The 23,669-nt window shown below is 65.8% G+C and carries 24 protein-coding genes; 20 read left to right on the forward strand and 4 right to left on the reverse strand.

Going from position 1 to position 23,669, the window contains the following annotated elements:
* Nucleotides 1-103 precede the first annotated feature (103 nt).
* From tsf to OEJ37_RS23015, 15 genes are all read left to right on the forward strand, one after another.
* Complete coding sequence (gene tsf / locus OEJ37_RS22945; protein WP_065500997.1) at nucleotides 104-985, forward strand: translation elongation factor Ts; 882 nt, start codon at nucleotides 104-106, stop codon at nucleotides 983-985.
* 156 nt (nucleotides 986-1,141) lie between these two features.
* On the forward strand, nucleotides 1,142-1,855 hold the full coding sequence (gene pyrH, locus OEJ37_RS22950; protein ID WP_006402648.1) for a UMP kinase: 714 nt from the start codon (nucleotides 1,142-1,144) through the stop codon (nucleotides 1,853-1,855).
* Between the two features lie 91 nt (nucleotides 1,856-1,946).
* On the forward strand, nucleotides 1,947-2,507 hold the full coding sequence (frr, locus tag OEJ37_RS22955) for a ribosome recycling factor (RefSeq protein WP_047901007.1): 561 nt from the start codon (nucleotides 1,947-1,949) through the stop codon (nucleotides 2,505-2,507).
* A gap of 47 nt (nucleotides 2,508-2,554) precedes the next feature.
* Complete coding sequence (gene uppS, locus OEJ37_RS22960; protein ID WP_174420228.1) at nucleotides 2,555-3,337, forward strand: polyprenyl diphosphate synthase; 783 nt, start codon at nucleotides 2,555-2,557, stop codon at nucleotides 3,335-3,337.
* Nucleotides 3,331-4,152, forward strand: coding sequence for a phosphatidate cytidylyltransferase (locus tag OEJ37_RS22965; RefSeq protein WP_174420227.1), 822 nt, complete (start codon nucleotides 3,331-3,333; stop codon nucleotides 4,150-4,152). The genes uppS and OEJ37_RS22965 overlap by 7 nt, the downstream gene beginning before the upstream one ends.
* 15 nt (nucleotides 4,153-4,167) lie before the next feature.
* Entirely contained in the window at nucleotides 4,168-5,364 is a 1,197-nt protein-coding gene (locus OEJ37_RS22970) for a 1-deoxy-D-xylulose-5-phosphate reductoisomerase (protein ID WP_152864465.1), read from the forward strand.
* An 11-nt stretch (nucleotides 5,365-5,375) separates the two neighbouring features.
* On the forward strand, nucleotides 5,376-6,761 hold the full coding sequence (gene rseP, locus OEJ37_RS22975; RefSeq protein ID WP_175920242.1) for an RIP metalloprotease RseP: 1,386 nt from the start codon (nucleotides 5,376-5,378) through the stop codon (nucleotides 6,759-6,761).
* A gap of 62 nt (nucleotides 6,762-6,823) precedes the next feature.
* Entirely contained in the window at nucleotides 6,824-9,133 is a 2,310-nt protein-coding gene (bamA, locus tag OEJ37_RS22980; protein WP_174420224.1) for an outer membrane protein assembly factor BamA, read from the forward strand.
* A gap of 64 nt (nucleotides 9,134-9,197) precedes the next feature.
* The gene (locus tag OEJ37_RS22985) at nucleotides 9,198-9,695 is read left to right on the forward strand and encodes an OmpH family outer membrane protein (RefSeq protein ID WP_034185423.1); all 498 of its coding nucleotides are present in this window, start codon (nucleotides 9,198-9,200) and stop codon (nucleotides 9,693-9,695) included.
* 16 nt (nucleotides 9,696-9,711) lie between these two features.
* Entirely contained in the window at nucleotides 9,712-10,794 is a 1,083-nt protein-coding gene (gene lpxD / locus OEJ37_RS22990; protein WP_263345880.1) for a UDP-3-O-(3-hydroxymyristoyl)glucosamine N-acyltransferase, read from the forward strand.
* 129 nt (nucleotides 10,795-10,923) lie between these two features.
* Nucleotides 10,924-11,391 carry a 3-hydroxyacyl-ACP dehydratase FabZ gene (gene fabZ, locus OEJ37_RS22995; protein WP_006495559.1) on the forward strand — a complete coding sequence of 156 codons (468 nt, stop codon included), beginning with the start codon at nucleotides 10,924-10,926 and terminating at the stop codon, nucleotides 11,389-11,391.
* Nucleotides 11,392-11,449: 58 nt separating this feature from the next.
* On the forward strand, nucleotides 11,450-12,238 hold the full coding sequence (gene lpxA / locus OEJ37_RS23000) for an acyl-ACP--UDP-N-acetylglucosamine O-acyltransferase (RefSeq protein WP_174420222.1): 789 nt from the start codon (nucleotides 11,450-11,452) through the stop codon (nucleotides 12,236-12,238).
* A 3-nt stretch (nucleotides 12,239-12,241) separates the two neighbouring features.
* Nucleotides 12,242-13,411 (forward strand): lipid-A-disaccharide synthase, encoded by a 1,170-nt coding sequence (gene lpxB, locus OEJ37_RS23005; protein WP_152864453.1) that lies wholly within the window; start codon nucleotides 12,242-12,244, stop codon nucleotides 13,409-13,411.
* Nucleotides 13,408-14,052: a ribonuclease HII gene (gene rnhB / locus OEJ37_RS23010; protein ID WP_174420221.1), complete on the forward strand. Its 645-nt coding sequence runs from the start codon at nucleotides 13,408-13,410 to the stop codon at nucleotides 14,050-14,052. The genes lpxB and rnhB overlap by 4 nt, the downstream gene beginning before the upstream one ends.
* Nucleotides 14,049-14,831 (forward strand): TrmH family RNA methyltransferase, encoded by a 783-nt coding sequence (locus OEJ37_RS23015; RefSeq protein ID WP_174420220.1) that lies wholly within the window; start codon nucleotides 14,049-14,051, stop codon nucleotides 14,829-14,831. Before rnhB ends, OEJ37_RS23015 begins: the two co-directional genes overlap by 4 nt.
* 99 nt (nucleotides 14,832-14,930) lie before the next feature.
* On the opposite strand, the gene OEJ37_RS23020 is transcribed toward OEJ37_RS23015, so the two are convergent.
* Entirely contained in the window at nucleotides 14,931-15,746 is an 816-nt protein-coding gene (locus OEJ37_RS23020) for a pyruvate, water dikinase regulatory protein (RefSeq protein ID WP_047900996.1), read from the reverse strand.
* A 377-nt stretch (nucleotides 15,747-16,123) separates the two neighbouring features.
* Between OEJ37_RS23020 and ppsA the strand changes: the two genes are divergently transcribed.
* The 3 genes from ppsA to OEJ37_RS23035 all read left to right on the forward strand — a co-directional run bounded on the left by ppsA (nucleotide 16,124) and on the right by OEJ37_RS23035 (nucleotide 20,180).
* On the forward strand, nucleotides 16,124-18,523 hold the full coding sequence (gene ppsA, locus OEJ37_RS23025) for a phosphoenolpyruvate synthase (RefSeq protein WP_263345886.1): 2,400 nt from the start codon (nucleotides 16,124-16,126) through the stop codon (nucleotides 18,521-18,523).
* A 253-nt stretch (nucleotides 18,524-18,776) separates the two neighbouring features.
* Nucleotides 18,777-19,211, forward strand: a complete 435-nt coding sequence (locus tag OEJ37_RS23030; protein ID WP_152864445.1) for an NfeD family protein — start codon at nucleotides 18,777-18,779, stop codon at nucleotides 19,209-19,211.
* 33 nt (nucleotides 19,212-19,244) lie between these two features.
* Nucleotides 19,245-20,180, forward strand: a complete 936-nt coding sequence (locus tag OEJ37_RS23035) for an SPFH domain-containing protein (protein WP_174420218.1) — start codon at nucleotides 19,245-19,247, stop codon at nucleotides 20,178-20,180.
* A gap of 224 nt (nucleotides 20,181-20,404) precedes the next feature.
* Here OEJ37_RS23035 and smpB read toward each other — a convergent pair whose 3' ends face one another.
* Nucleotides 20,405-20,851 carry an SsrA-binding protein SmpB gene (gene smpB, locus OEJ37_RS23040; RefSeq protein WP_006478511.1) on the reverse strand — a complete coding sequence of 149 codons (447 nt, stop codon included), beginning with the start codon at nucleotides 20,849-20,851 and terminating at the stop codon, nucleotides 20,405-20,407.
* A 98-nt stretch (nucleotides 20,852-20,949) separates the two neighbouring features.
* On the opposite strand from smpB, the gene OEJ37_RS23045 reads away from it, so the two are divergent.
* Together OEJ37_RS23045 and OEJ37_RS23050 are read left to right on the forward strand one after the other, a co-directional pair.
* Complete coding sequence (locus OEJ37_RS23045; protein ID WP_152864442.1) at nucleotides 20,950-21,387, forward strand: type II toxin-antitoxin system RatA family toxin; 438 nt, start codon at nucleotides 20,950-20,952, stop codon at nucleotides 21,385-21,387.
* A 4-nt stretch (nucleotides 21,388-21,391) separates the two neighbouring features.
* Entirely contained in the window at nucleotides 21,392-21,715 is a 324-nt protein-coding gene (locus tag OEJ37_RS23050; RefSeq protein WP_034181131.1) for an RnfH family protein, read from the forward strand.
* Between the two features lie 81 nt (nucleotides 21,716-21,796).
* On the opposite strand, the gene OEJ37_RS23055 is transcribed toward OEJ37_RS23050, so the two are convergent.
* Together OEJ37_RS23055 and OEJ37_RS23060 are read right to left on the reverse strand one after the other, a co-directional pair.
* A complete protein-coding gene (locus OEJ37_RS23055; RefSeq protein WP_263345894.1) occupies nucleotides 21,797-22,780 on the reverse strand; it encodes a DMT family transporter in 984 nt (327 codons plus the stop codon).
* A gap of 199 nt (nucleotides 22,781-22,979) precedes the next feature.
* Nucleotides 22,980-23,666, reverse strand: coding sequence for a DUF5074 domain-containing protein (locus OEJ37_RS23060; protein ID WP_263345899.1), 687 nt, complete (start codon nucleotides 23,664-23,666; stop codon nucleotides 22,980-22,982).
* Nucleotides 23,667-23,669: the final 3 nt, after the last annotated feature.

The following is a 23,669-nucleotide window of genomic DNA, read 5'->3' on the forward strand; positions in this document are numbered from 1 at the left end:
GCGCCGGACCTGATCGCGCCGAATCGGCGCGGGTCCGGAAACGAATCTCGGCCGTTCGCGTCCAAGCGGGCGGCGTTGTGAATACAGACTCAAGGAGCGAATGATGGCGGCAATTACCGCAAGCATGGTGGCAGAACTGCGCGCAAAGACCGACGCACCGATGATGGAGTGCAAGAAGGCGCTGACGGAAGCCGACGGCGACCTGGCCAAGGCTGAAGAGCTGCTGCGCGTCAAGCTCGGCAACAAGGCGAGCAAGGCGGCATCGCGCGTGACGGCCGAAGGCGTCGTCGCATCGTTCGTCGGCGGCAACGCAGGCGCGCTGGTCGAACTGAACTGCGAAACCGACTTCGTCGCGAAGAACGACGACTTCCTCGCATTCTCGAAGACGGTCGCCGAACTCGTCGCGACGCAGAACCCGGCCGACGTGGCCGCGCTGTCGGCACTGCCGCTCGACGGCAAGACGGTTGACGCAGTGCGTCTGGAACTGATCGGCAAGATCGGCGAGAACGTGTCGATCCGCCGTTTCGTCCGCTTCGAAACCGCGAACAAGATCGCAACGTACCTGCACGGCGCGCGCATCGGCGTGATCGTCGAGTACACGGGTGCGGAAGAGCAGGTCGGCAAGGACGTCGCGATGCACATCGCGGCAATGAAGCCGGTCGCGCTGTCGTCGGCCGACGTGCCGGCCGAGCTGATCGAGACGGAGCGCCGCGTGGCCGAGCAGAAGGCTGCGGAATCGGGCAAGCCGGCCGAGATCGTCGCGAAGATGGTCGACGGTAGCGTCCAGAAGTACCTGAAGGAAGTGTCGCTGCTGAACCAGACGTTCGTGAAGAACGACAAGCAGACGATCGAGCAGATGCTGAAGGCAGCGGATTCCGCGGTGCAGAAGTTCGCGCTGTTCGTCGTCGGCGAAGGCATCGAGAAGCGCCAGGACGACTTCGCCGCCGAAGTGGCCGCGCAAGTCGCAGCAGCAAAGCAGCAGTAAGCAGTCAGGCAGTATCCGCGGCGGGCGTCCGCTCCGCCGCGGCCGGCGGCGCCGCCGGCCGGCCGGGAACCCCGGTCCGACCGTCGGCGCTTGCCCGAATCAGTATTTCGCCCCTACAGTTCGTGGTTGTCATCCTCTCGTCGCTCGGAAGCCCCTATGTCCAATGCCTACAAACGCGTCCTCCTCAAACTCTCCGGCGAAGCGCTGATGGGCGACGATGCCTTCGGCATCAATCGCGCGACGATCGAACGGATGGTGGCCGATATCGCTGAAGTCGTGCGTCTCGGTACGCAGCTTGCGGTCGTGATCGGTGGCGGTAATATTTTCCGCGGTGTCGCGGGCGGCGCGGCCGGCATGGACCGCGCGACCGCCGACTACATGGGGATGCTCGCGACGATGATGAACGCGCTGGCGCTGCAGGACGCGATGCGCCACGCCGGCATCGAGGCGCGCGTGCAGTCCGCGCTGCGGATGGACCAGGTCGTCGAGCCGTACATCCGGCCGCGCGCGATCCGCCAGCTCGAGGAAGGCCGCGTCGTGATCTTCGCGGCCGGCACCGGCAACCCGTTCTTCACGACGGACACCGCTGCGGCACTGCGCGGTTCGGAAGTGGGCGCCGAGGTCGTACTGAAGGCGACCAAGGTCGATGGCGTATATTCTGCCGATCCGAAGAAGGATCCGTCGGCCACGCGCTACACGACGATCAGCTTCGACGAGGCGATCAGCCGCAACCTGCAGGTGATGGACGCGACGGCGTTTGCGCTGTGCCGCGACCAGAAGCTGCCGATTCGCGTGTTTTCGATCAACAAGCCGGGCGCGCTCAAGCGCATCGTGCTGGGCGAGGACGAAGGTACGCTCGTCCACGTGTAAACTCCCGCGGATGCGGGTCGTCGGCCCAGGTGTGCGTGCCGCGCCGGGCAGCGCCCGCGTTTTTTGAAGGTTTGAAGGTTCGGAGGTTGAAATGAGTGTCGCTGATACCAAGAAGGGCGTCGAGCAGAAGATGCAGCGCTCGATCGATGCATTCAAGAGCGATCTGGCGAAGATCCGTACGGGCCGTGCGCACACCGGCATGCTCGATCACGTGCAGGTCGACTACTACGGGTCGATGGTGCCGATCTCGCAGGTTGCCAACATGACGCTCGTCGACGCACGCACGATCGGTGTGCAGCCGTGGGAAAAGCCGATGGTCGCGAAGGTCGAGAAGGCCATTCGCGAAGCCGATCTCGGCCTGAACCCGGCAACGTCCGGCGACCTGATCCGCGTGCCGATGCCCGCGCTGACGGAAGAGCGCCGCCGCGAACTGACCAAGGTCGTCAAGAGCGAAGGCGAAACGGCCAAGGTCGCGATCCGCAACCTGCGCCGCGACGCGAACGAAGCGCTCAAGAAGCTCGTGAAGGACAAGGAAATCTCGGAAGACGACGAGCGCCGTGCGAGCGACGACGTGCAGAAGCTGACCGATAAGCACGTTGCCGAAATCGACAAGCTCGTGCAGACCAAGGAAGCCGAGATCATGACGGTCTGACGACCGTCCTCGCGCGCCGCCATCTTCCTGCAACTGTCTCAACGGCCATGACCTATACCAGCTCTACCGTTCGCGTGCCTGACGTCGGCGTCGTGCCGCGTCACATCGCGATCATCATGGACGGCAACGGCCGTTGGGCCACCGAACGCCGCTTGCCGCGCGTCGCGGGGCATACCCGCGGCGTCGATGCCGTGCGGGCGGTGGTCGAAGGCTGCGCGCGCGCCGGCGTCGAATACCTGACGCTGTTTGCGTTCAGTTCCGAAAACTGGCGCCGGCCGAACGACGAAGTGTCGTTCCTGATGCGGCTCTTCATCACTGCGCTCGAGCGCGAGGTGGGCAAGCTGCATGCGAACGGGATCCGCCTGCGTGTCGTCGGCGATCTCGATCGCTTCGAGCCGCGCATCCGTGAACTGATTCGCCGCGCCGAAACCAAGACGGCGCGCAACACCCGTCTTACGCTCACCATCGCTGCCAACTACGGCGGCCGGTGGGACATCCTGCAGGCGACGAAGAAACTCGTCGAGCAGGCCGTGCGCGAGGGTCGCGAGGTCGAAGTGACCGAGGACGCATTCGCGCCGCACCTGGCGATGGCCTATGCGCCGGAGCCCGATCTCTTCATCCGCACCGGCGGCGAACAGCGCGTCAGCAACTTCCTGCTGTGGCAGCTCGCGTACGCCGAATTCTATTTCACCGACAAATACTGGCCGGATTTCGACGGCGCGGCACTGGCCGACGCGATGGCGTCGTATACCGAGCGCGAGCGCCGTTTCGGGCGCACGAGCGCGCAGCTCGAACCGCAATCGCAGAACGTCGATTCCCTTTCATGCTGAAAACCCGTGTGATCACGGCACTCGTGATGCTGGCAGTGCTGCTGCCGGTGACGCTGTTCGCGCCGCTGGCCGGGTTCGGGGCCCTGATCGGCGTCGTGCTCGTGTTCGCCGCGTGGGAATGGGCGCGTCTGCTGAAGCTCGGTGGCGCCGGCCCGGTCGTCTATGCGGTCGTCGCGGCGCTTGCGCTGGCGGCCACCACGCCGTTCGGCATCGATGCGGCTGGATCCCGTCCCCTTTTCATGGCGGCCGGCGTGTTCTGGCTGCTGGTCGGCCCGTTCGCGCTGCGGCGCAAGCCCGAACTTTCGGGCGGCGTCTGGCGGCCGTTCCTGCTGGCGGCCGGGCTTGTCGTGTTTGCAGCCTGCTGGCATGCGCTCGTCGCGGCGCGCGCGCAGGGCGTGCCGTTCGTGCTGTCGCTGCTTCTGGTCGTCTGGCTGGCCGATATCGGCGCATACTTCGCGGGCAAGGCCTTCGGAAAGCGTAAACTGGCCATTACGATCAGTCCCGGCAAGAGCTGGGAAGGTGCGATCGGCGGCTGGCTTGCGGTGATGGTCGTCGCCGGTGTCGCGATGGCCGTGCATGCGTTCGAGCCGACCCTGTTTTCCGCATTCGCCGTGCGCTACGGAATGCCCGGTGCATGGGCCGCGCTGACGCTGCTGGTCGCTTACAGCGTGATCGGCGACCTGTTCGAGTCGCTGCTGAAGCGGCAGGCCGGGGTAAAGGATTCGAGCGGGCTGCTGCCTGGCCATGGGGGTGTGCTCGACCGTGTCGACGCGCTGCTGCCGGTGCTGCCGCTCGCGATGCTGCTGCTTGGTTAAACCATTATCTCTGTTATGCAAAAACGTCTGACATTGCTCGGTTCCACGGGCTCGATCGGAGACAGCACGCTCGACGTGGTCGCGCGCCATCCCGAGCGATTCTCGGTCTACGCGCTGACCGCGCACCGCAACGGCGACAAGCTCGTCGAGCAGTGTCTGCGCTTCGCGCCTGAAGTGGCGGTGGTCGGCGATGCCGCGACAGCCGCGCACGTCGAAGCGAAACTGCGCGCGGCGGGCAGCAAGACGGTCGTGCTGCACGGGCCGCAGGCGCTCGTCGACGTGTCGAAGAGCGACGGCTGCGACACGGTGGTCGCGGCGATCGTCGGTGCGGCCGGCCTGGCGCCGAGCCTCGCGGCCGCGCGCGCCGGCAAGCGGATCCTGCTCGCGAACAAGGAGGCGCTCGTGATGTCGGGCGCGATCTTCATGGACGCCGTGCGCGACCATGGCGCGATCCTGCTGCCGGTCGACAGCGAACACAACGCGATCTTCCAGTGCATGCCGCGCGATGCGGGCGAGCACGGCGGGATCTCGAAGATCATCCTGACCGCGTCGGGCGGCCCGTTCCGCACGCGCGAGCCGGCCACGCTCGTCGACGTGACGCCGGACGAGGCGTGCAAGCACCCGAACTGGGTGATGGGCCGCAAGATCTCGGTCGATTCCGCGACGATGATGAACAAGGGTCTCGAGGTGATCGAGGCGCACTGGATCTTCGGGCTGCCGGGCGACCGGATCGACGTGCTGATCCATCCGCAGAGCGTGATCCACTCGCTCGTGTCGTACCGCGACGGCTCGGTGCTCGCGCAGCTCGGCAACCCCGACATGCGCACGCCGATCGCGCACGCGCTTGCGTTTCCCGATCGCGTCGATGCGGGCGTCGACCAGCTCGACCTCGCGCAGATCGCGCAGTTGTCGTTCGAGAAGCCCGATTACGCGCGCTTCCCGTGCCTCGCGCTCGCGCTGAAGGCGCTTGAGGAAGGCGGCATCGCGAGCGCCGCATTGAACGCGGCGAACGAGGTTGCGGTCGAAGCGTTTCTCGAGCGCCGGATCGGCTTCATGGCGATCGCGGCGACGGTCGACGCAGTGCTCAACGCGCTGCCGAACCGTGCGCCCGACGGGCTCGACGACGTCCTGGCGGCGGATGCCGAGGCACGCCGCCTCGCCGCCGCGATCATTGCAAAAGCGCCTGCGCCCCGCGTGGAGCGTGCTGTCTGAATGGAGTGCTCATGAACGTGCTGGTCGAACTGATCGCGTTTGCGGTGGCGATCGGGGTGCTGGTCGTCGTGCATGAGTACGGACATTATCGCGTCGCGCGCTGGTGCGGCGTGAAGGTGCTGCGTTTCTCGATCGGCTTCGGGCAGCCCGTCGCGCGCTGGGTCAGCCGCAGGACGGGCACCGAGTGGACGCTGTCCGCGCTGCCGCTCGGCGGCTACGTGAAGATGCTCGACGAGCGCGACCCGGGCCCCGGCGTCAAGCCGGAGGAACTCGGCCAGGCGTTCAACCGCCAGTCGGTCTACAAGCGCATCGCGATCGTCGCGGCCGGGCCGATTGCGAACTTCCTGTTGGCAATCGTGCTGTTTTCCGTTGTATTCGCCACTGGCGTGACCGAGCCGGCCGCGATCGTCGCGCCGCCGGCCGCCGGCACGGTGGCGGCCCGCGCGGGCTTCGACGGCGGCGAGACGATCGTGTCGATCCGCAACGTGCGCGTAGGCGACGCGCAGGGCGCCGAGTCGGAGCCGGTGCGGTCGTGGTCGGACCTGCACTGGAAGCTGCTGTCGGCCGCGTTCGATCATCGCGAGGTCGTGCTCGGTGCGCGCGACGGCAGCACGACGTTCGATTTCCGCGTCGACCTCCGCAATGTTCCCGAAAGTCAGCTCGACGACGATCTCATGACGCACCTGGGCTTCGAGGCCGGCGGCGGCACGCTGTCGGTCGCGTCGGTGCAGCCCGGCAGCGCGGCGGAGCAGGCGGGCCTGAAGGCCGGCGACAAGCTGGTGGCGCTCGACGGCAAGCCGATCGGCGGCGCGTCGCGCTTCATCGATTCCGTCAAGCACCATGCGGGCAAGGCGCTCGACCTGCAGATCGAGCGCGGCGGCGCCGCGCAGACGGTATCGATCGTGCCGCAGATGCAGCGCGACGACGAATCGGGGCAGCAGGTCGGCCGCATCGGCGCGGCGCTGTCGATGCACGCGCCGTCCGTCGACGTGCGCTACGGGCCGATCGAGAGCCTGCGGCTCGGCGTGCACCGCACGTGGGACATCTCCGTGTATTCGCTGCGAATGTTCGGGCGGATGATCACGGGCAACGCGTCGCTGAAGAACCTGTCCGGCCCCGTGACGATCGCCGACTACGCGGGCAAGAGCGCGCGGCTCGGTCCGTCGGCGTTCCTGTCGTTCCTCGCCCTTGTCAGCATTAGCCTTGGCGTCCTGAACTTGTTGCCGATTCCCGTTTTGGACGGGGGGCATCTGTTATATTATGCGGTTGAAGCCGCGACCGGGAAAGCCGTCTCGGAGCGCTGGCAACTGATTCTGCAAAGAGCCGGGTTGATCTGCATCGTCGCGTTGTCGGCGATCGCGCTGTTCAACGATCTGGCTCGGCTAATCCATTTCTGAAGCGTCAGGCGGCCGCCGCTGGGCAGCCGCCCGATTTGATGCAGCTTAAATATTGGGGATGCATGTTGTTCAAACCTCATCGCTTTGTACCTAAGACAGTTGCAGCGGCCGCGCTCGCCGCGCACGGCCTCGCGGCGCATGCAGCGGCACCGTTCGTGGTGCAAGACATCAAGATCGAGGGGCTGCAGCGCGTCGAAGCGGGTTCGGTGTTCGCCTATCTGCCGATCAAGCAGGGCGATACCTTCACGGACGACAAGGCATCCGAAGCAATTCGCGCGCTGTATGCGACGGGCTTTTTCAACGACGTGCGCATCGCCACGCAAGGCAACGTCGTGATCGTGCAGGTGCAGGAGCGTCCGGCCATCGCGTCGATCGACTTCACCGGCACGAAGGAATTCGACAAGGACAACCTGACGAAGGCGCTGCGCGCAGTCGGTCTCGCCGACGGCCGCTACTACGACAAGGCGCTCGTCGACAAGGCGGAGCAGGAGCTCAAGCGCCAGTACCTGACGCGCGGCTTCTACGCGGCCGAAGTCAAGACGACGGTCACGCCGGTCGATGCGAACCGCGTGTCGATCCTGTTCGCGGTGGCCGAAGGCCCGAGCGCGAAGATCCGCCAGATCAACTTCATCGGCAACAAGGCGTTCAGCACCAGCACGCTGCGCGACGAGATGCAGCTTTCGACGCCGAACTGGTTCTCGTGGTACACGAAGAACGACCTGTACTCGAAGGAAAAGCTGACGGGCGACCTCGAGGCCGTGCGCTCGTACTACCTGAACCACGGCTACCTCGAGTTCAACATCGAATCGACCCAGGTGTCGATCTCGCCCGACAAGAAGGACATGTACCTGACGGTCACGCTGCACGAAGGCGAGCCGTACACGGTGTCGGGCATCAAGCTGTCGGGCAACCTGCTCGACCGCGAAGCCGAACTCAACAAGCTGATCAAGATCAAGCCGGGCGACCGCTTCTCGGCCGAAAAGCTGCAGCAGACCACCAAGTCGATCGTCGACAAGCTCGGTGAATACGGCTACGCATTCGCGGCCGTCAACGCGCAGCCGGACATCGACCAGGCGAACCACAAGGTGAACCTGAACCTCGTCGTCGATCCGAGCCGCCGCGTGTATGTGCGCCGCATCAACGTCGTCGGCAACACGCGCACGCGCGACGAAGTGGTGCGCCGCGAAATGCGCCAGCTCGAAAGCTCGTGGTTCGATTCGAACCGCCTCGCGCTGTCGAAGGACCGCGTGAACCGTCTCGGCTACTTCACCAACGTCGACGTGACGACGGTGCCGGTCGAAGGCACGAACGACCAGGTCGACGTGAACGTGAAGGTCGACGAAAAGCCGACCGGCGCGATCACGCTGGGTGCCGGCTTCTCGTCGACGGACAAGGTCGTGCTGTCGGCCGGCGTGTCGCAGGACAACGTGTTCGGTTCGGGCACCAGCCTGTCGGTGAACGTCAACACCGCGAAGAGCTACCGCACGCTGACCGTCACGCAGGTCGACCCGTACTTCACGGTCGACGGCATCAAGCGGATCACGGACGTCTACTACCGCACGTACCAGCCGCTCTACTATTCGACCAGCTCGAGCTTCCGGATCATCAGCGCGGGCGGCAACCTGAAGTTCGGCATCCCGTTCTCGGAAGTCGACACCGTCTACTTCGGCGCGGGCTTCGAGCAGAACCGCCTCGACGTCGATTCGAACACGCCGCAGAGCTACCAGGATTACGTGAACCAGTTCGGCCGCGTGTCGAACACGGTGCCGCTGACCGTCGCGTGGTCGCGCGACGCGCGCGACAGCGCGCTGATTCCGAGCCGCGGTTACTTCACGCAGGCGAACATGGAGTACGGCGTGCCGGTCGGCAAGATCCAGTACTACAAGGCCGACCTGCAGGCGCAGTACTACTATTCGTTCTCGCGCGGCTTCATCCTGGGCCTGAACCTGCAAGGCGGCTACGGTAACGGTATCGGCAACCCGTACCCGATCTTCAAGAACTACTACGCGGGCGGTATCGGCTCCGTGCGCGGCTACGAGCCGAGCTCGCTGGGCCCGCGCGACACGAAGACGAACGACCCGATCGGCGGTTCGAAGATGCTCGTCGGCAACATCGAGCTGACGTTCCCGCTGCCGGGCACCGGCTACGACCGCACGCTGCGCGTGTTCACGTTCCTCGACGGCGGTAACGTGTGGGGCAATGCGCCGGGCGGCACGAGCACGGGCGCGAACGGTCTGCGTTACGGCTACGGTGTGGGTCTCGCGTGGATCTCGCCGATCGGCCCGCTGAAGCTGAGCCTCGGCTTCCCGCTGCAGAAGCACGAAGGCGACCAGTACCAGAAATTCCAGTTCCAGATCGGGACAGCGTTCTGATCGAACGCATGACAACAGCAACGAGAGGGTAATTTTGCTAACCGGTAAGTTTTCGAAACGAGTGATGTGCGCGCTGACCGTTGCGCTGGCCCTGGGCGCGGCGACGGTTCACGCACAGGACGTCGCCCGCATCGCGGCGGTCAATTCGGATCGGATCCTGCGCGAGTCGGCGCCCGCAAAGGCGGCGCAGACGAAGCTCGAAGCCGAGTTCGCGAAGCGCGACAAGGATCTGCAGGATCTGGCGGCGCGTCTGAAGTCGATGTCCGATTCGCTCGACAAGGGTGGCACGTCGCTGTCGGCGGCCGATCGCGCGCAGAAGCAGCGCGATCTCGCTCAGCTCGACACCGATTTCCAGCGCAAGCAGCGCGAGTTCCGCGAGGACCTGAACCAGCGTCGCAACGAGGAACTGGCGGCCGTGCTGGAGCGGGCGAACAAGGTCATCAAGCAGATCGCCGAGCAGCAGAACTACGACCTGATCGTGCAGGAAGCCGTGTACGTCAGCCCGCGCATCGACATCACCGACAAGGTGCTCAAGGCGCTCGCGTCCGGCTCGACGAACTGAACGGAGCAGACGACGAATGGCATTGACGCTTGAGGAACTCGTAAAGCGGTTCGGCGGCGAGATCGCCGGCGACGCACAGTGCAAGGTGAGCGGGCTCGCACCGCTCGACCAGGCAGGCCCTCAGCAACTCGCGTTCCTCGCGAATCCGAAGTACCTGTCGCAGGTTGAGTCGACCCGCGCAGGCGCGGTGCTGATCGCACCGAAGGATCTGGAAAAGCTGGGCGCGGCCGCTAGCGGCCCCCGCAATTTCATCGTGACGCCGAATCCGTACGCGTACTTCGCGCGCGTCGCGCAGATGTTCATCGATCTGGCCGCGCCGCCGCGCGCCGCCGGCGTGCATCCGAGCGCGACGATCGATCCGGCTGCGAAGGTCGCCGCGAGCGCGGTGATCGGCCCGCACGTGACGGTCGAGGCCGGCGCGGTGATCGAGGACGGCGTGCAGCTCGACGCGAACGTATTCGTCGGCCGCGGCACGACGATCGGCGCAGGCTCGCACCTCTATCCGAACGCATCGGTGTACCACGGCTGCAAGGTCGGCCCGCGCGCGATCGTTCATTCTGGCGCGGTGATCGGCTCCGACGGCTTCGGCTTCGCGCCGGATTTCGTCGGCGACGGCGACGCGCGCACCGGCAGCTGGGTCAAGATCCCGCAGGTCGGCGGCGTATCGATCGGCCCGGACGTCGAGATCGGCGCGAACACGACGATCGACCGCGGCGCGATGGCGGACACCGTCATCGAGGAATGCGTGAAGATCGACAACCAGGTGCAGATCGGCCACAACTGCCGGATCGGAGCCTATACCGTGATCGCGGGCAGCGCGGGCATCGCGGGCAGCACGACGATCGGCCGCCACTGCATGATCGGCGGCGCGGCGGGGATCGCCGGCCATGTAACGCTCGGCGACTACGTGATCATCACCGCGAAGTCGGGCGTCTCGAAGTCGCTGCCGAAAGCCGGCATCTATACCAGCGCGTTCCCGGCCGTCGACCACGGCGAATGGAACAAGAGCGCCGCGCTCGTGCGCAACCTCGACAAGCTGCGCGACCGCATCAAGGCGCTCGAAGCCGCGCTCGCCGCCCAGGGCGGCACGGACGCCTGAGCGCGCCATGCGAGACCACCAACCGGGCACGGCCAGCGCAACCGGCCCGGTTTGCCAGACTGGGCCGCGCGGCGGCCCGCTTCAGCCTTTGCATCACCACCGCGCAGCCTCTGCGTGAGACGAACCATCATGAGCACTGAAAAAATCAATCTCGACATCCACAAGATCCTCACGCTGCTGCCGCATCGCTACCCGATTCTGCTCGTCGATCGCGTGCTCGAACTCGAGCCGCACAAAGGGATCAAAGCGCTGAAGAACGTGTCGATCAACGAGCCGTTCTTCCAGGGGCACTTCCCGAAGCGGCCGGTGATGCCGGGCGTGCTGATCCTCGAGGCGCTCGCGCAGGCCGCGGCGCTGCTGACCTTCGCGGAAGAGCAGCCGAAGGATCCGGAGAACACGCTGTACTACTTCGTCGGGATCGACGGCGCGCGCTTCAAGCGCGTGGTCGAACCGGGCGACCAACTGATTCTGAACGTGACGTTCGAACGCTACATCCGCGGCATCTGGAAGTTCAAGGCGGTGGCGGAAGTGGACGGCAAGGTGGCGGCGGAAGCCGAATTGATGTGCACGGTCAAGACGGCCGACGCGGCGCCCTGAGCGACGCGGCACGCATCGGCAACGTAACGCGACACATCACATCGAGAGGCAACGGCGCATGACCAGGATTCATCCCACCGCGATCGTCGAACCGGGCGCGCAGATCGACGAATCGGTCGAGATCGGCCCGTACGCGATCGTCGGCCCGAACGTCACGATCGGCGCGCGCACGACGATCGGCTCGCACAGTGTGATCGAAGGTCACACGGTGCTCGGCGAGGACAACCGCATCGGCCATTACGCGTCGGTCGGCGGCCGTCCGCAGGACATGAAGTACAAGGACGAACCGACGAGGCTCGTGATCGGCAACCGCAACACGATCCGCGAATTCACGACGATCCACACGGGCACCGTGCAGGACGTCGGCGTGACGACGCTCGGCGACGACAACTGGATCATGGCCTATGTGCACATCGGCCATGACTGCAGTGTCGGCAGCCACGTGATCCTGTCGAGCAACGCGCAGATGGCCGGCCACGTCGAGATCGGCGACTGGGCGATCGTCGGCGGGATGTCGGGTGTTCACCAGTTCGTGCGCATCGGTGCGCACTCGATGCTGGGTGGCGCGTCGGCGCTCGTGCAGGACATTCCGCCGTTCGTGATCGCGGCAGGCAACAAGGCCGAGCCGCACGGGATCAACGTCGAAGGGCTGCGCCGGCGCGGCTTCTCGGCCGATGCGATCTCGGCGCTGCGCAGCGCGTACCGCCTGCTGTACAAGAACGGCCTGTCGCTCGAGGAAGCGAAGGTGCAGCTGCGCGAGCTGGCGGAGGCGGGCGGCGACGGCGATGCACCGGTGAAGGCGCTCGTCGAGTTCATCGACGCGTCCCAACGCGGCATCGTCCGCTAAGCGATGCCGCTTCCGACCAATCAGCTCCGGCTCGCGATGGTGGCCGGCGAGCCATCGGGCGACCTGCTCGCGGCGTCGCTGCTCGGCGGGCTGCGCGAGCGCCTGCCCGAATCGGCCCAGTATTACGGGATCGGCGGGCCGCGGATGATCGCGCAGGGCTTCGACTCGCACTGGCAGATGGACAAGCTGACCGTGCGCGGTTATGTCGAGGCGTTGGGCCAGATTCCCGAGATCCTGCGGATTCGCGGCGAGCTGAAGCGCCAGCTGCTCGCGGAGCGACCGGCCGCGTTCATCGGTGTCGACGCGCCGGATTTCAACTTCAGCGTCGAACAGGCCGCGCGCGACGCGGGCATCCCGTCGATCCACTTCGTGTGCCCGTCGATCTGGGCATGGCGAGGCGGCCGGATCAAGAAGATCGCCAAGTCCGTCGATCACATGCTGTGCCTGTTCCCGTTCGAACCGGCGATTCTCGACAAGGCCGGCGTTGCATCGACTTACGTCGGCCATCCGCTGGCCGACGAGATCCCGCTCGAGCCCGACACGCACGGCGCGCGCATCGCGCTGGGCCTGCCTGCGGACGGCCCCGTGATCGCGGTGCTGCCGGGCAGCCGGCGCTCGGAGATCGCGCTGATCGGCCCGACGTTTTTCGCGGCGATGGCGCTGATGCAGCAGCGCGAGCCCGGTGTGCGGTTCGTGATGCCGGCGGCAACGCCCGCGCTGCGCGAGCTGCTGCAACCACTCGTCGACGCGCATCCGCAGCTTGCGCTGACGATCACCGACGGCCGTTCGCAGGTTGCGATGACGGCTGCCGACGCGATCCTCGTGAAGAGCGGCACCGTCACGCTGGAAGCCGCGCTGCTGAAGAAGCCGATGGTGATCTCGTACAAGGTGCCCTGGCTGACCGGGCAGATCATGCGCCGGCAGGGCTACCTGCCGTATGTCGGCTTGCCGAACATCCTGGCGGGGCGCTTCGTCGTGCCCGAGCTGCTGCAGCATTTCGCGACGCCCGAGGCGCTCGCCGATGCGACGCTCACGCAACTGCGCGACGACGCGAACCGCCGCACGCTGACCGAAGTGTTTACCGAAATGCATCTTTCGCTGCGGCAGAACACGGCCGCGAAGGCGGCCGAAGCGGTCGTGCGCGTGCTCGAACAACGCAAGGGGCGCGCATGACGGCAGTACGTGCACCGCGCCGCCGCGCGTCGAGCGACGTGCAGGGCGGTTTCGACTTCAGCCGGCCCGACGAGATCGTCTGCGGCGTCGACGAAGCCGGTCGCGGCCCGCTCGCGGGGCCGGTGGTGGCCGCTGCGGTGATTCTCGATCCGGCGCAGCCGATCGACGGGCTCGACGATTCGAAGGCGCTGTCCGCGAAGAAGCGCGACGCGCTGTACGACCTGATCGTCACGCGTTCGCGCGCGTATTGCGTCGCGTCGGCAAGCGTCGACGAAATCGATACGCTGAACATCCTGCACGCGACGATGCTCGCGATGAAGCGCGCCGTCGAGGGCCTGTCGGTCCTGCCGACGCTCGCGCAGATCGACGGCAACCGCTGCCCGACGCTGACGGTGCGCGCCGAGGCGATCGTCAGCGGCGATGCGCTCGTACCGAGCATCTCGGCAGCATCGATCCTCGCGAAGGTCACGCGCGACCGCATGCTCGTCGACCTGCACGAACGCTTCCCGGTGTACGGCTTCAACGTGCATGCGGGTTACGGCACCGCGAAACACCTTGCCGCGCTGCGCGAGCACGGCCCGTGCGAAGCGCACCGGCGCTCGTTCGCGCCGGTTCGCGCGGCACTCGACCTGATTCGATGAAAAGCATTACTTCCCGCGACAATCCGCTGTACAAGCGCCTGAAGGCGCTCGCGGGTTCGACGCACCATCAGCGCCGCAGCGGCCAGGCGCTGCTCGAAGGGTTCCACCTCGCGAGCGCGTATCTCGACACGGGCGCGACGCCCGAGCTGTGTGTGGCGACAGAAGGTGCACTCGGCCACGCCGAAGCGCAGGCGATCGTTGCGCGCGTCGACGCGCAGCGTGTCGTCACGTTGCCCGATGCGCTGTTCGGACAGTTGTCGAACGTCGTCAACGGCGTCGGTTTCCTGTTGCTTGTCGACCGGCCGGCGCACCCGCTGCCCGGGCGCGTGACGCACACGTCGATCGTGCTCGACGGCGTGCAGGACGCCGGCAACGTCGGCTCGATCCTGCGCAGCGCCGCGGCTGCCGGCGTGCGCCACGTGTTCTGCGCGCCGGGCACGGCCTACGCGTGGTCGTCGAAGGTGCTGCGTTCGGGCATGGGCGCGCATTTCCTGCTGTCGATCCACGAGGATGTTGAAGCCGCGGCGCTCGCCGAACGCCTCGACGTGCCGGTCGCGCTGACCGATTCGCACGGCGCGCAGGCGCTCTACGACTGCGACCTGTCGGGGCCCGTCGCATGGGTGTTCGGCAACGAGGGCGCCGGCGTATCGGCGTTCTGGCGCGATGCGGCCACGCATCGCGTGACGATTCCGCAGCCGGGCGGGATGGAGTCGCTGAATGTCGCGGCGGCAGCAGCGGTTTGCCTGTTCGAGCAGGTGCGGCAGCAGCGGCGCGCATGATGCCGCATGCGGGCATTCCTCGCACCACGAAAAAAGGCCGCGTTCGACGCGGCCTTTTTGATTCCGGCGGCGGCCAGACGGCCGCAAGCGCGCAGGCGCTCAGTACGACTGCCGGTCGAGGCGGATTTCCTGCAGGATCGTCGTCGCGATTTCCTCGATCGACTTGTGTGTCGACGACAGCCACTTGATCCCTTCGCGGCGCATCATTGCTTCGGCCTCGTTGATCTCGTAGCGGCAGTTCTCGGGCGCCGCGTACTTGCTGCCGGGCCGCCGCTCGTTGCGGATCTCCGACAGGCGCTGCGGGTCGATCGACAGCCCGAACAGCTTCTCGCGGTGTGCGGAGAGCGCCGACGGCAGCTTGCCGCGTTCGAAGTCTTCCGGAATCAGCGGATAGTTCGCGGCCTTCACGCCGTACTGCATCGCGAGATACAGGCTCGTCGGCGTCTTGCCGCTGCGCGACACGCCGACGAGGATCACGTCGGCTTCCGACAGGTTGCGGTTCGACTGGCCGTCGTCGTGCGCGAGCGAGAAGTTGATCGCCTCGATCCGCGTCTTGTATTCCTCGGTGTCCGCGTTCTGGTGGCCGCGGCCCATCGCGTGGCTCGACTTGAGCTCCAGCTCCTGCTCGAGCGGCTCGACGAAGCGCTGGAACATGTCGAGCACGAGCGCGTTCGAGCGCTTGACGATGTCGTTCGACTCGCTGTCGACGAGCGTCGTGAACACGATCGCGCGGCGGCCGTCGTGCACGGCGGCCTCGTTGATCTTCTCGACGGTCGCATAGGCCTTGTCGAGCGAGTCGACGAACGGCACGCGCACGAGACGGAATTTCTGGTCGAACTGGGAGAGGATCGAATGCGCGAAGGTTTCGGCAGTGATCCCGGTGCCGTCGGAGACGATGAAAACGGTAGGCAGCATGAATCTGGGTGTCGAACGTGAAGGGCAGTTGCGCGGGGCGGCTGGAGGTTCGCCTCCAGACGCAGTGACAAGGTCGCGCCACATCCGGCAGCCGGCACGGTAGAATAGCGGCAACCTGTTGGATAAGCAATTGCGGGGGCAGGGCGCGAACGGCGCCCGCGGCCTGGCCGCTCGATTCCAATATTCCCGGCAAGTTTGGCGATTTGTCTGCAAATATCGCCGTTCTGCCGGGATTTTTGCAAATCGGGTCGGAAGATTTTCCGCCGCTGCGATTGTTTATCTAACAGGTTGCGCAAGACGCGCCGCGCCTTTTTGCAAGCGCCCGCGTCCAAGCCCACTTGCGCGATCGAGCATTTTTTTCACACTTAGGGGCTTGTATGACTAACGCAGCAAACGTCGCAAAGGACCAGGCGTATGTAATTCCGTTCGAGCAGTTGCGGATGACCGATGTGGAGATCGTCGGCGGCAAGAATGCGTCGCTCGGCGAGATGATCAGCCAGCTTTCCGAAGCAGGCGTTCGCGTGCCCACCGGTTTCGCCACGACCGCGCTCGCCTTTCGCGATTTCCTCGAGCACAACGACCTTACCGACCGCATCGCCAAACGTCTCGAGTCGCTCGACATCGACGACGTGAAGGCGCTCGCCGAGGCCGGTGCCGAAATCCGCAAGTGGATCGTCGACGCACCGATGCAGGCGCGCCTCGAGCAGGAAATCTGCGCGCAGTTCGAAGTCCTGAAGAACGGCTCGCCGGGCGAGCTGTCGTTCGCCGTGCGCTCGTCCGCGACCGCGGAAGACCTGCCCGACGCATCGTTCGCCGGCCAGCAGGAGTCGTACCTGAACGTCGTCGGCATCGAAGACGTGCTCGACCGCATGAAGCACGTGTTCGCGTCGCTGTATAACGACCGCGCGATCTCGTACCGCGTGCACAAGGGCTTCACGCATGCCGAGGTCGCACTGTCGGCCGGCGTGCAGCGCATGGTCCGCTCGGACGTCGGCGCAGCCGGCGTGATGTTCACGATCGACACCGAATCGGGCTTCAAGGACGCCGTGTTCATCACGTCGAGCTACGGCCTGGGCGAAACCGTCGTGCAGGGCGCAGTGAACCCGGACGAGTTCTATGTGTTCAAGACGACGCTCGCCCAGGACAAGTACCCGATCATCCGCCGCTCGATCGGCTCGAAGCTGATCAAGATGGAATTCACGCAGCCGGGCGAGCCGGGCCGCGTGAAGACGGTCGACGTGCCGCACGAGCAGCGCAACCGCTACTCGATCACCGACGAGGACGTGATCGAGCTGGCGAAGTACGCGGTCATCATCGAGAAGCACTACCAGCGTCCGATGGACATCGAGTGGGGCAAGGACGGCCGCGACGGCAAGATCTTCATCCTGCAGGCTCGCCCGGAAACGGTGAAGAGCCAGGCGACCGGCAAGGCCGAGCAGCGCTTCAAGCTGAAGGGCCAGTCGCAGGTCCTCGCGACGGGCCGTGCGATCGGCCAGAAGATCGGCGCGGGGCCCGTGCGCGTGATCCAGGATCCGTCGGAAATGGAACGCGTGCAGCCGGGCGACGTGCTGGTTGCCGACATGACCGACCCGAACTGGGAGCCGGTGATGAAGCGCGCGGCCGCGATCGTCACGAACCGTGGCGGCCGGACCTGCCACGCGGCGATCATCGCGCGCGAACTCGGCGTGCCGGCGGTGGTTGGCTGCGGCGATGCAACCGATGTGCTGAAGGACGGCGCGCTCGTTACCGTGTCGTGCGCGGAAGGCGACGAAGGCAAGATCTACGACGGCCTGCTCGAAACCGAAGTCACGGAAGTGCAGCGCGGCGAACTGCCGGAAATCCCGGTCAAGATCATGATGAACGTCGGCAACCCGCAGCTCGCGTTCGACTTCTCGCAACTGCCGAACGGCGGTGTGGGCCTCGCGCGTCTCGAGTTCATCATCAACAACAACATCGGCGTACACCCGAAGGCGATTCTCGAGTACCCGAACATCGACCAGGACCTGAAGAAGGCCGTCGAGAGCGTCGCGCGCGGCCACGCGTCGCCGCGTCAGTTCTACGTCGACAAGCTGACGGAAGGTGTCGCGACGATCGCCGCGGCGTTCTATCCGAAGCCCGTGATCGTGCGCCTGTCCGACTTCAAGTCGAACGAGTACAAGAAGCTGATCGGCGGTTCGCGTTACGAGCCGGACGAGGAAAACCCGATGCTGGGCTTCCGCGGCGCGTCGCGCTACATCGCTGAAGACTTCGCGCCGGCGTTCGAGATGGAGTGCCGTGCACTGAAGCGCGTGCGCGACGAGATGGGCCTGACCAACGTCGAGATCATGGTGCCGTTCGTGCGTACCGTGAAGCAGGCGGAGCGTGTCGTCGGCCTGCTCGAGAAGTTCGGCCTGAAGCGCGGCGAAAACGGCCTGCGCCTCGTGATGATGTGCGAAGTCCCGACCAACGCGATCCTCGCCGAAGAGTTCCTGCAGCACTTCGACGGTTTCTCGATCGGCTCGAACGACCTCACGCAGCTCACGCTCGGCCTCGACCGCGACTCGGGCATGGAACTGCTGGCAGTTGACTTCGACGAACGCGACCCGGCCGTCAAGTTCCTGCTGAAGCGTGCGATCGATACCTGCCGCAAGATGGGCAAGTACGTCGGCATCTGCGGCCAGGGCCCGTCCGATCACCCGGATTTCGCGCAATGGCTGGCCGACGAAGGCATCGTGTCGATCTCGCTGAACCCGGACACGATCATCGAAACGTGGCAGGCGCTCGCCAACCGGAAGTAACGGCCGGTAACGAACCCTCGGCGAAAGCGCGGGCCTGCCGTGCTTTCGTTGAAGGCAAAATGCAAGGTTCATGCTATAAACACCCCGGTAGGTACCGGGGTGTTTTTGTTTGTCGGGACGCACCGGGCACGCCCCAAGCGTGCCGACCGCCCCCTCGGGGGGCGGTGAACGTGTCGATCCGGAGTAGCGCTTCGGCGCGTACTCCGGTCCGATGCAACGCAAGTGAGCGTGGGGGCGTTTTCTGGAGACCACAATGATGTCCGGGCATCTGTTCTGGTGGGTCGCGGTGGGCGTGCTGGTCGTCGCCGAGTTGCTGACGGGCACGTTCTACCTGCTGATGATCGCGCTCGGCTTTCTCGCGGGCGGGTTGCTGCAACTGGCCGGTTTCGCGCCGCACGTGCAGTTCGGCGCGGCGGCCGCGGTCGCGATCGTTGCGATGATCGCGCTGCGCCGATCGGGGCTCGGCCGCAAGCAGAAACGAGATACGTCGACGAATCCCGACGTCAATCTCGATATCGGCGCGACCGTCACGGTCGACGCGTGGCGTGACGGTCGCGCGCGCGTGCAGTATCGCGGCGCCGACTGGGACGTCGAACTCGCGGACGGCGAGCGCGACGATGCGCACGTGTATCAGGTAAGCGCGGTGCGCGGCAGCTGTCTCGTGGTCGTGGCGAAACCCGCGGGCTGATCGTCCGCTGATAAAACAAGGAGGGAATAGTTCATGGATTCGCTGATCATCTGGGTTGTCCTGTTCGTCATCGCGATCGTGATCGTGTCGAAGACGGTGAAGATCGTGCCGCAGCAGCATGCGTGGGTGCTCGAGCGCTTCGGGCGTTATCACGCGACGCTGTCGCCGGGGCTGAACATCGTGCTGCCATTCGTCGATCGCATCGCGTACCGCCACGTGCTGAAGGAAATTCCGCTCGACGTGCCGAGCCAGATCTGCATTACGCGCGACAACACGCAGTTGCAGGTCGACGGCGTGCTGTATTTCCAGGTGATGGACCCGATGAAGGCGTCGTACGGGTCGAGCAACTTCGTGTTCGCGATCACGCAGCTGTCGCAAACGATGCTGCGCTCGGTGATCGGCAAGCTCGAGCTCGACAAGACCTTCGAGGAGCGCGACTTCATCAACCACAGCATCGTGTCGGCGCTCGACGACGCCGCGGCGAACTGGGGCGTGAAGGTGCTGCGCTACGAGATCAAGGACCTGACGCCGCCGAAGGAGATCCTGCACGCGATGCAGGCGCAGATCACCGCGGAGCGCGAGAAGCGCGCGCTGATCGCCGCATCCGAAGGTCGCAAGCAGGAACAGATCAACCTGGCGTCGGGTGCGCGCGAGGCGGCGATCCAGAAGTCCGAAGGCGAGCGGCAGGCCGCGATCAACCAGGCGCAGGGCGAGGCCGCCGCGATCCTTGCCGTGGCCGAGGCGAACGCGCAGGCGATCCAGAAGATCGCGAACGCGATGCAGTCGCAGGGCGGGATGGACGCGGTGAACCTGAAGGTCGCCGAGCAGTATGTCGGCGCGTTCGCGAATCTCGCGAAGCAGGGCAATACGCTGATCGTGCCGTCGAACCTGGCGGATCTCGGCAGTGCGATCGCATCGGCAATGTCGATCGTCAAGAACGCGTCGCCGGCCGCGGGCGGGAAGGGCTGAGCCGGCGTCCGATGCGCCGACGGCCGCCGTGTGCGGTCAGCATGCGGCGAATCGTCGCGCAGCCGGGCGGGCCCGGATGACGTCCGTCGGTTGCCTGCCGCACCGGCGCGGCATCCGGAATTCCGTCGCCCGCGTCCGGTTGCCGGCATGCAGGAATCACGTTGTAAAAAGCAACACGGCCCGCTTCGAGCGGGCCGTGTCGTTTGTGATGCGCTTCGCGCGTGTCAGGTGCCGGCGCGCATGATGCGCGCTTTCTCGCGTTCCCAGTCGCGCTTCTTCTCGGTTTCGCGCTTGTCGTGCAGCTTCTTGCCCTTTGCGAGTGCGATGTCGCACTTCACGCGGCCGCCCTTGTAGTGGAAGTTCAGCGGCACGAGCGTGTAGCCGCGCTGCTCGACCTTGCCGATCAGTTTCTTGATTTCCTCACGGTGCAGCAGCAGCTTGCGCGTGCGTACCGGGTCCGGCTTGATGTGCGTCGAGGCTTCGGGCAGCGGGCTGATGTGGGTGCCGATCAGGAAGATCTCGGCGTTCTTCACCACGACGTAGCCTTCCTTGATCTGGCCTCGCCCGGCGCGCAGCGCCTTGACTTCCCAGCCCTCCAGCACGAGCCCCGCCTCGTAGCGTTCCTCGATGTGATAATCGAAGTGCGCTTTCCTGTTGTCGATGATGCTCATGAAAGGATTGGGCCAACTCGTTTAAAATCACGATTTTAGCAAAGCGGGGCGAGAATCGCCCGGCTTGCGTTCCCACCTTGAGCGATGCCGCGCGATTTATGGCAGATGTCCAGAAAACCGTATTGATCCGTCATTCGGCGGAACAGATGTTCGACCTCGTCACCGACGTGGCCGACTACCCCAATTTCCTGCCCTGGTGCGGCGGCGTCGAGATTCGCCGTCAGGACGACAGCGGAATGGAAGCGCGCATCGATATCAACTTCAAGGGCATCAAGCAGCACTTCGCAACGCGCAACACGCAGCAGCGTCCGACGCGGATCGACATGGAGTTCACGGACGGCCCGTTCAGGAAGTTCACGGGCTCGTGGCGCTTCACCGCGCTGCGCGCCGATGCGTGCAAGATCGAATTCGCGCTGCACTACGAGTTTTCGAGCATCCTGCTCGAGAAGATCATCGGGCCGGTGTTCAGCCACATCGCGAACACGTTCGTCGATTCGTTCGTGAAGCGTGCGGACCAGCGCTACGGAAAGGGGTGATGCGATGCTGTCGATCGAAGTCTGTTATGCGCTGCCGGACCGCCAGACGCTGATTCGGGTGTCGCTGCCCGAAGGCGCGACCGTTCGCTCCGCGATCGACGCGAGCGGCGTGCTCGCGCTGCACCCGGAGATCGACCTCGCGCAAGCGAAGACGGGCGTGTACGGCAAGCTCGCACCGCTCGACGCGCCGCTCGCCGACCACGACCGCGTCGAGATCTACCGCCCGCTGATCGTCGATCCGAAGCTGGCGCGCCAGCGGCGCGTCGACAAGTCCCGCCGCGCCGGCTCCATCGAGGGCCGCAAGTGGATGCACAAGGACGCGCGTTGACGCGCGCGGTTCCGCTCCTTCCGCTCCTTCCGTTCCTTCCGTTCCTTCCGTTCCGATTCGTCCGATCAAACGCCGCGGCGCTCAGTGGGCCGCGATGTTCGCGTTGACCGACGCGCTGCCCGGCGTATCGCCGCCGGCGGGCGTGTCGTCGTGCTGTCGCACCGAGCCGTACACGCCTGCGAGCAGCAGCACGAGCGCGGCGATCTCGAGTGTGTGCGGCATCCGCTGGTCGTAGACGAACGCGTAGAGCATCGCGAACACGGTTTCGAACACGATCAACTGGCCCGACAGCGTGAGCGGCAACCGCTTCGACGCGGCATTCCACAGCCCGTTGCCGAGCCACGACGCGCCGATCGCGAGCACGAGGTTCAGCAGCCAGAACAGTTGCCAGCGCGACGCCGGGACGGCCGCCTGCACCGTGCCGGCCGGCAGCGCAAGGATCGCGATCCAGCAGAGCCCGCCGATCAGCCCCGTCACGACACCCCACAGCACCGACCATTCGTTGCCGCCGAAATGATGATGGCGCTGCAGGTAGCGCGCGTTCGCGACCGCGTACCAGGTCCAGCTCGCGAGCGCGCCGGTCGCGCAGGCGATGCCCGCGAGCTTCTGGCCGAGCGTCGTCGCGTGCGCGGCCTCGGACGTGAACAGGTCGACGTTGATGCAGGCGATGCCCGCGATCACCAGTGCGAGCGGGACGGCCAGCCGCCGCAGCGGCACGGCGCCGTGGTCGCCGAGGCCGGCGAGCGTGACGGTGACGGGCAGCACGCCGACGATCAGCGAACTGGGCGCGATGCCGATCAGGTGCACGGCGCCGGACAGCAGCATGTAGTACGCGACGTTGCCGACCACCGCGAGCTTCACGAGCGCGACGAGATCTTCACGGGTCAGCCGCGCGAGCAGCGAGCGGGTGATCGGTAGGGCGGCCGCGAGCGACACGAGGCCGTACATCGCGTAGCGGCCGGCGCTCAGCAGCAGCGGCGAGAAGTCCGTCAGCAGCCGCGGAACGAGAAATACCATGCCCCACAGGGCACCTGCCAGGACACCATAGACCACACCGCGCCGCATCGACCGCTCCGAATACATGAACGAGCGCGCATCTTAGCGATGCCGGTTCGGCGGCGTCTTGTTCAATCCTGCACTCGGTGCAGGGCGGGGTTTCGACGTGCCGCGAGATGACGCGGCCGAGATTTGTTCCCGATTATCGAAGGTTCGACGGTTCGACGGTTCGACGGTTCGAGGGTTCGCGGCCGCGGTACGTCGCGGATCAGCCGTCTGCCGGATCGGGCGTCGCACCCGCGCCGTCGCCCGACGCCGGCACCCGCGCCGGGCGCCGCACGGTGCGCAGCTTGCCGCTGTTGCCGCCGCCGCAGAAGAAACGGTCGTGGCCGTCGGATTCGAGCCCCGACACGCCGACGCCGGGAGGCATGTCGACCTGCTCGAGCACCTGTCCCGTACGCGGATCGATGTGCCGCAAATCGCTCTGGTCGGCTTCCCAGGTGCCGTGCCACAGCTCGCCGTCGACCCACGTCACGCCGGTGACGAAGCGGTTCGATTCGATCGTGCGCAGCACGGCGCCCGATTCCGGATCGATCTGATGAATCTTGCGTTCGCGGTACTGGCCGACCCACAGCGTGCCTTCGGCCCACGCGAGCCCCGAGTCGGCGCCGCCGCCGGGTGCCGGGATCGTCGCGAGCACGTGGCCTGATTCCGGATCGATCTTCTCGATGCGGTCCTCGACGATCTGGAACAGGTGGCGGCCGTCGAACGCCGTGCCCGCATGCGCGGCGATGTCGAGCGAGCGGACGGTCGCGCCGCGCTCCGGGTCGAGCGCATTCAGCTTGTCGCCGGATGCATACCACACGTGCTGCCCGTCGAACGTGACGCCGTGCACGCCGTCGACGCCCGGAAACGGGCCGTACTCGCGAATGATCTCTGCATTGGAGCGTTTCATGTT

The organism is Burkholderia sp. BKH01 (assembly GCF_025685725.1).
In the GTDB taxonomy this organism is placed as follows: domain Bacteria; phylum Pseudomonadota; class Gammaproteobacteria; order Burkholderiales; family Burkholderiaceae; genus Burkholderia; species Burkholderia pyrrocinia_C.

Excerpts from the sequence above, each read along its gene's own strand:
- OEJ37_RS23060 (WP_263345899.1), bottom strand. The coding sequence starts at position 23,666 with ATGAAACGCTCCAATGCAGAGATCATTCGCGAGTACGGCCCGTTTCCG.
- OEJ37_RS22970 (WP_152864465.1), top strand. The coding sequence starts at position 4,168 with ATGCAAAAACGTCTGACATTGCTCGGTTCCACGGGCTCGATCGGAGAC.
- OEJ37_RS23050 (WP_034181131.1), top strand. The coding sequence starts at position 21,392 with ATGCTGTCGATCGAAGTCTGTTATGCGCTGCCGGACCGCCAGACGCTG.
- pyrH (WP_006402648.1), top strand. The coding sequence starts at position 1,142 with ATGTCCAATGCCTACAAACGCGTCCTCCTCAAACTCTCCGGCGAAGCG.
- lpxA (WP_174420222.1), top strand. The coding sequence starts at position 11,450 with ATGACCAGGATTCATCCCACCGCGATCGTCGAACCGGGCGCGCAGATC.
- uppS (WP_174420228.1), top strand. The coding sequence starts at position 2,555 with ATGACCTATACCAGCTCTACCGTTCGCGTGCCTGACGTCGGCGTCGTG.
- OEJ37_RS23030 (WP_152864445.1), top strand. The coding sequence starts at position 18,777 with ATGATGTCCGGGCATCTGTTCTGGTGGGTCGCGGTGGGCGTGCTGGTC.
- rnhB (WP_174420221.1), top strand. The coding sequence starts at position 13,408 with ATGACGGCAGTACGTGCACCGCGCCGCCGCGCGTCGAGCGACGTGCAG.
- ppsA (WP_263345886.1), top strand. The coding sequence starts at position 16,124 with ATGACTAACGCAGCAAACGTCGCAAAGGACCAGGCGTATGTAATTCCG.
- OEJ37_RS23055 (WP_263345894.1), bottom strand. The coding sequence starts at position 22,780 with ATGCGGCGCGGTGTGGTCTATGGTGTCCTGGCAGGTGCCCTGTGGGGC.
- fabZ (WP_006495559.1), top strand. The coding sequence starts at position 10,924 with ATGAGCACTGAAAAAATCAATCTCGACATCCACAAGATCCTCACGCTG.
- rseP (WP_175920242.1), top strand. The coding sequence starts at position 5,376 with ATGAACGTGCTGGTCGAACTGATCGCGTTTGCGGTGGCGATCGGGGTG.
- bamA (WP_174420224.1), top strand. The coding sequence starts at position 6,824 with ATGTTGTTCAAACCTCATCGCTTTGTACCTAAGACAGTTGCAGCGGCC.
- OEJ37_RS22985 (WP_034185423.1), top strand. The coding sequence starts at position 9,198 with ATGTGCGCGCTGACCGTTGCGCTGGCCCTGGGCGCGGCGACGGTTCAC.
- OEJ37_RS23020 (WP_047900996.1), bottom strand. The coding sequence starts at position 15,746 with ATGCTGCCTACCGTTTTCATCGTCTCCGACGGCACCGGGATCACTGCC.
- lpxD (WP_263345880.1), top strand. The coding sequence starts at position 9,712 with ATGGCATTGACGCTTGAGGAACTCGTAAAGCGGTTCGGCGGCGAGATC.
- tsf (WP_065500997.1), top strand. The coding sequence starts at position 104 with ATGGCGGCAATTACCGCAAGCATGGTGGCAGAACTGCGCGCAAAGACC.
- smpB (WP_006478511.1), bottom strand. The coding sequence starts at position 20,851 with ATGAGCATCATCGACAACAGGAAAGCGCACTTCGATTATCACATCGAG.
- lpxB (WP_152864453.1), top strand. The coding sequence starts at position 12,242 with ATGCCGCTTCCGACCAATCAGCTCCGGCTCGCGATGGTGGCCGGCGAG.
- OEJ37_RS23045 (WP_152864442.1), top strand. The coding sequence starts at position 20,950 with ATGGCAGATGTCCAGAAAACCGTATTGATCCGTCATTCGGCGGAACAG.
- OEJ37_RS23015 (WP_174420220.1), top strand. The coding sequence starts at position 14,049 with ATGAAAAGCATTACTTCCCGCGACAATCCGCTGTACAAGCGCCTGAAG.
- frr (WP_047901007.1), top strand. The coding sequence starts at position 1,947 with ATGAGTGTCGCTGATACCAAGAAGGGCGTCGAGCAGAAGATGCAGCGC.
- OEJ37_RS22965 (WP_174420227.1), top strand. The coding sequence starts at position 3,331 with ATGCTGAAAACCCGTGTGATCACGGCACTCGTGATGCTGGCAGTGCTG.
- OEJ37_RS23035 (WP_174420218.1), top strand. The coding sequence starts at position 19,245 with ATGGATTCGCTGATCATCTGGGTTGTCCTGTTCGTCATCGCGATCGTG.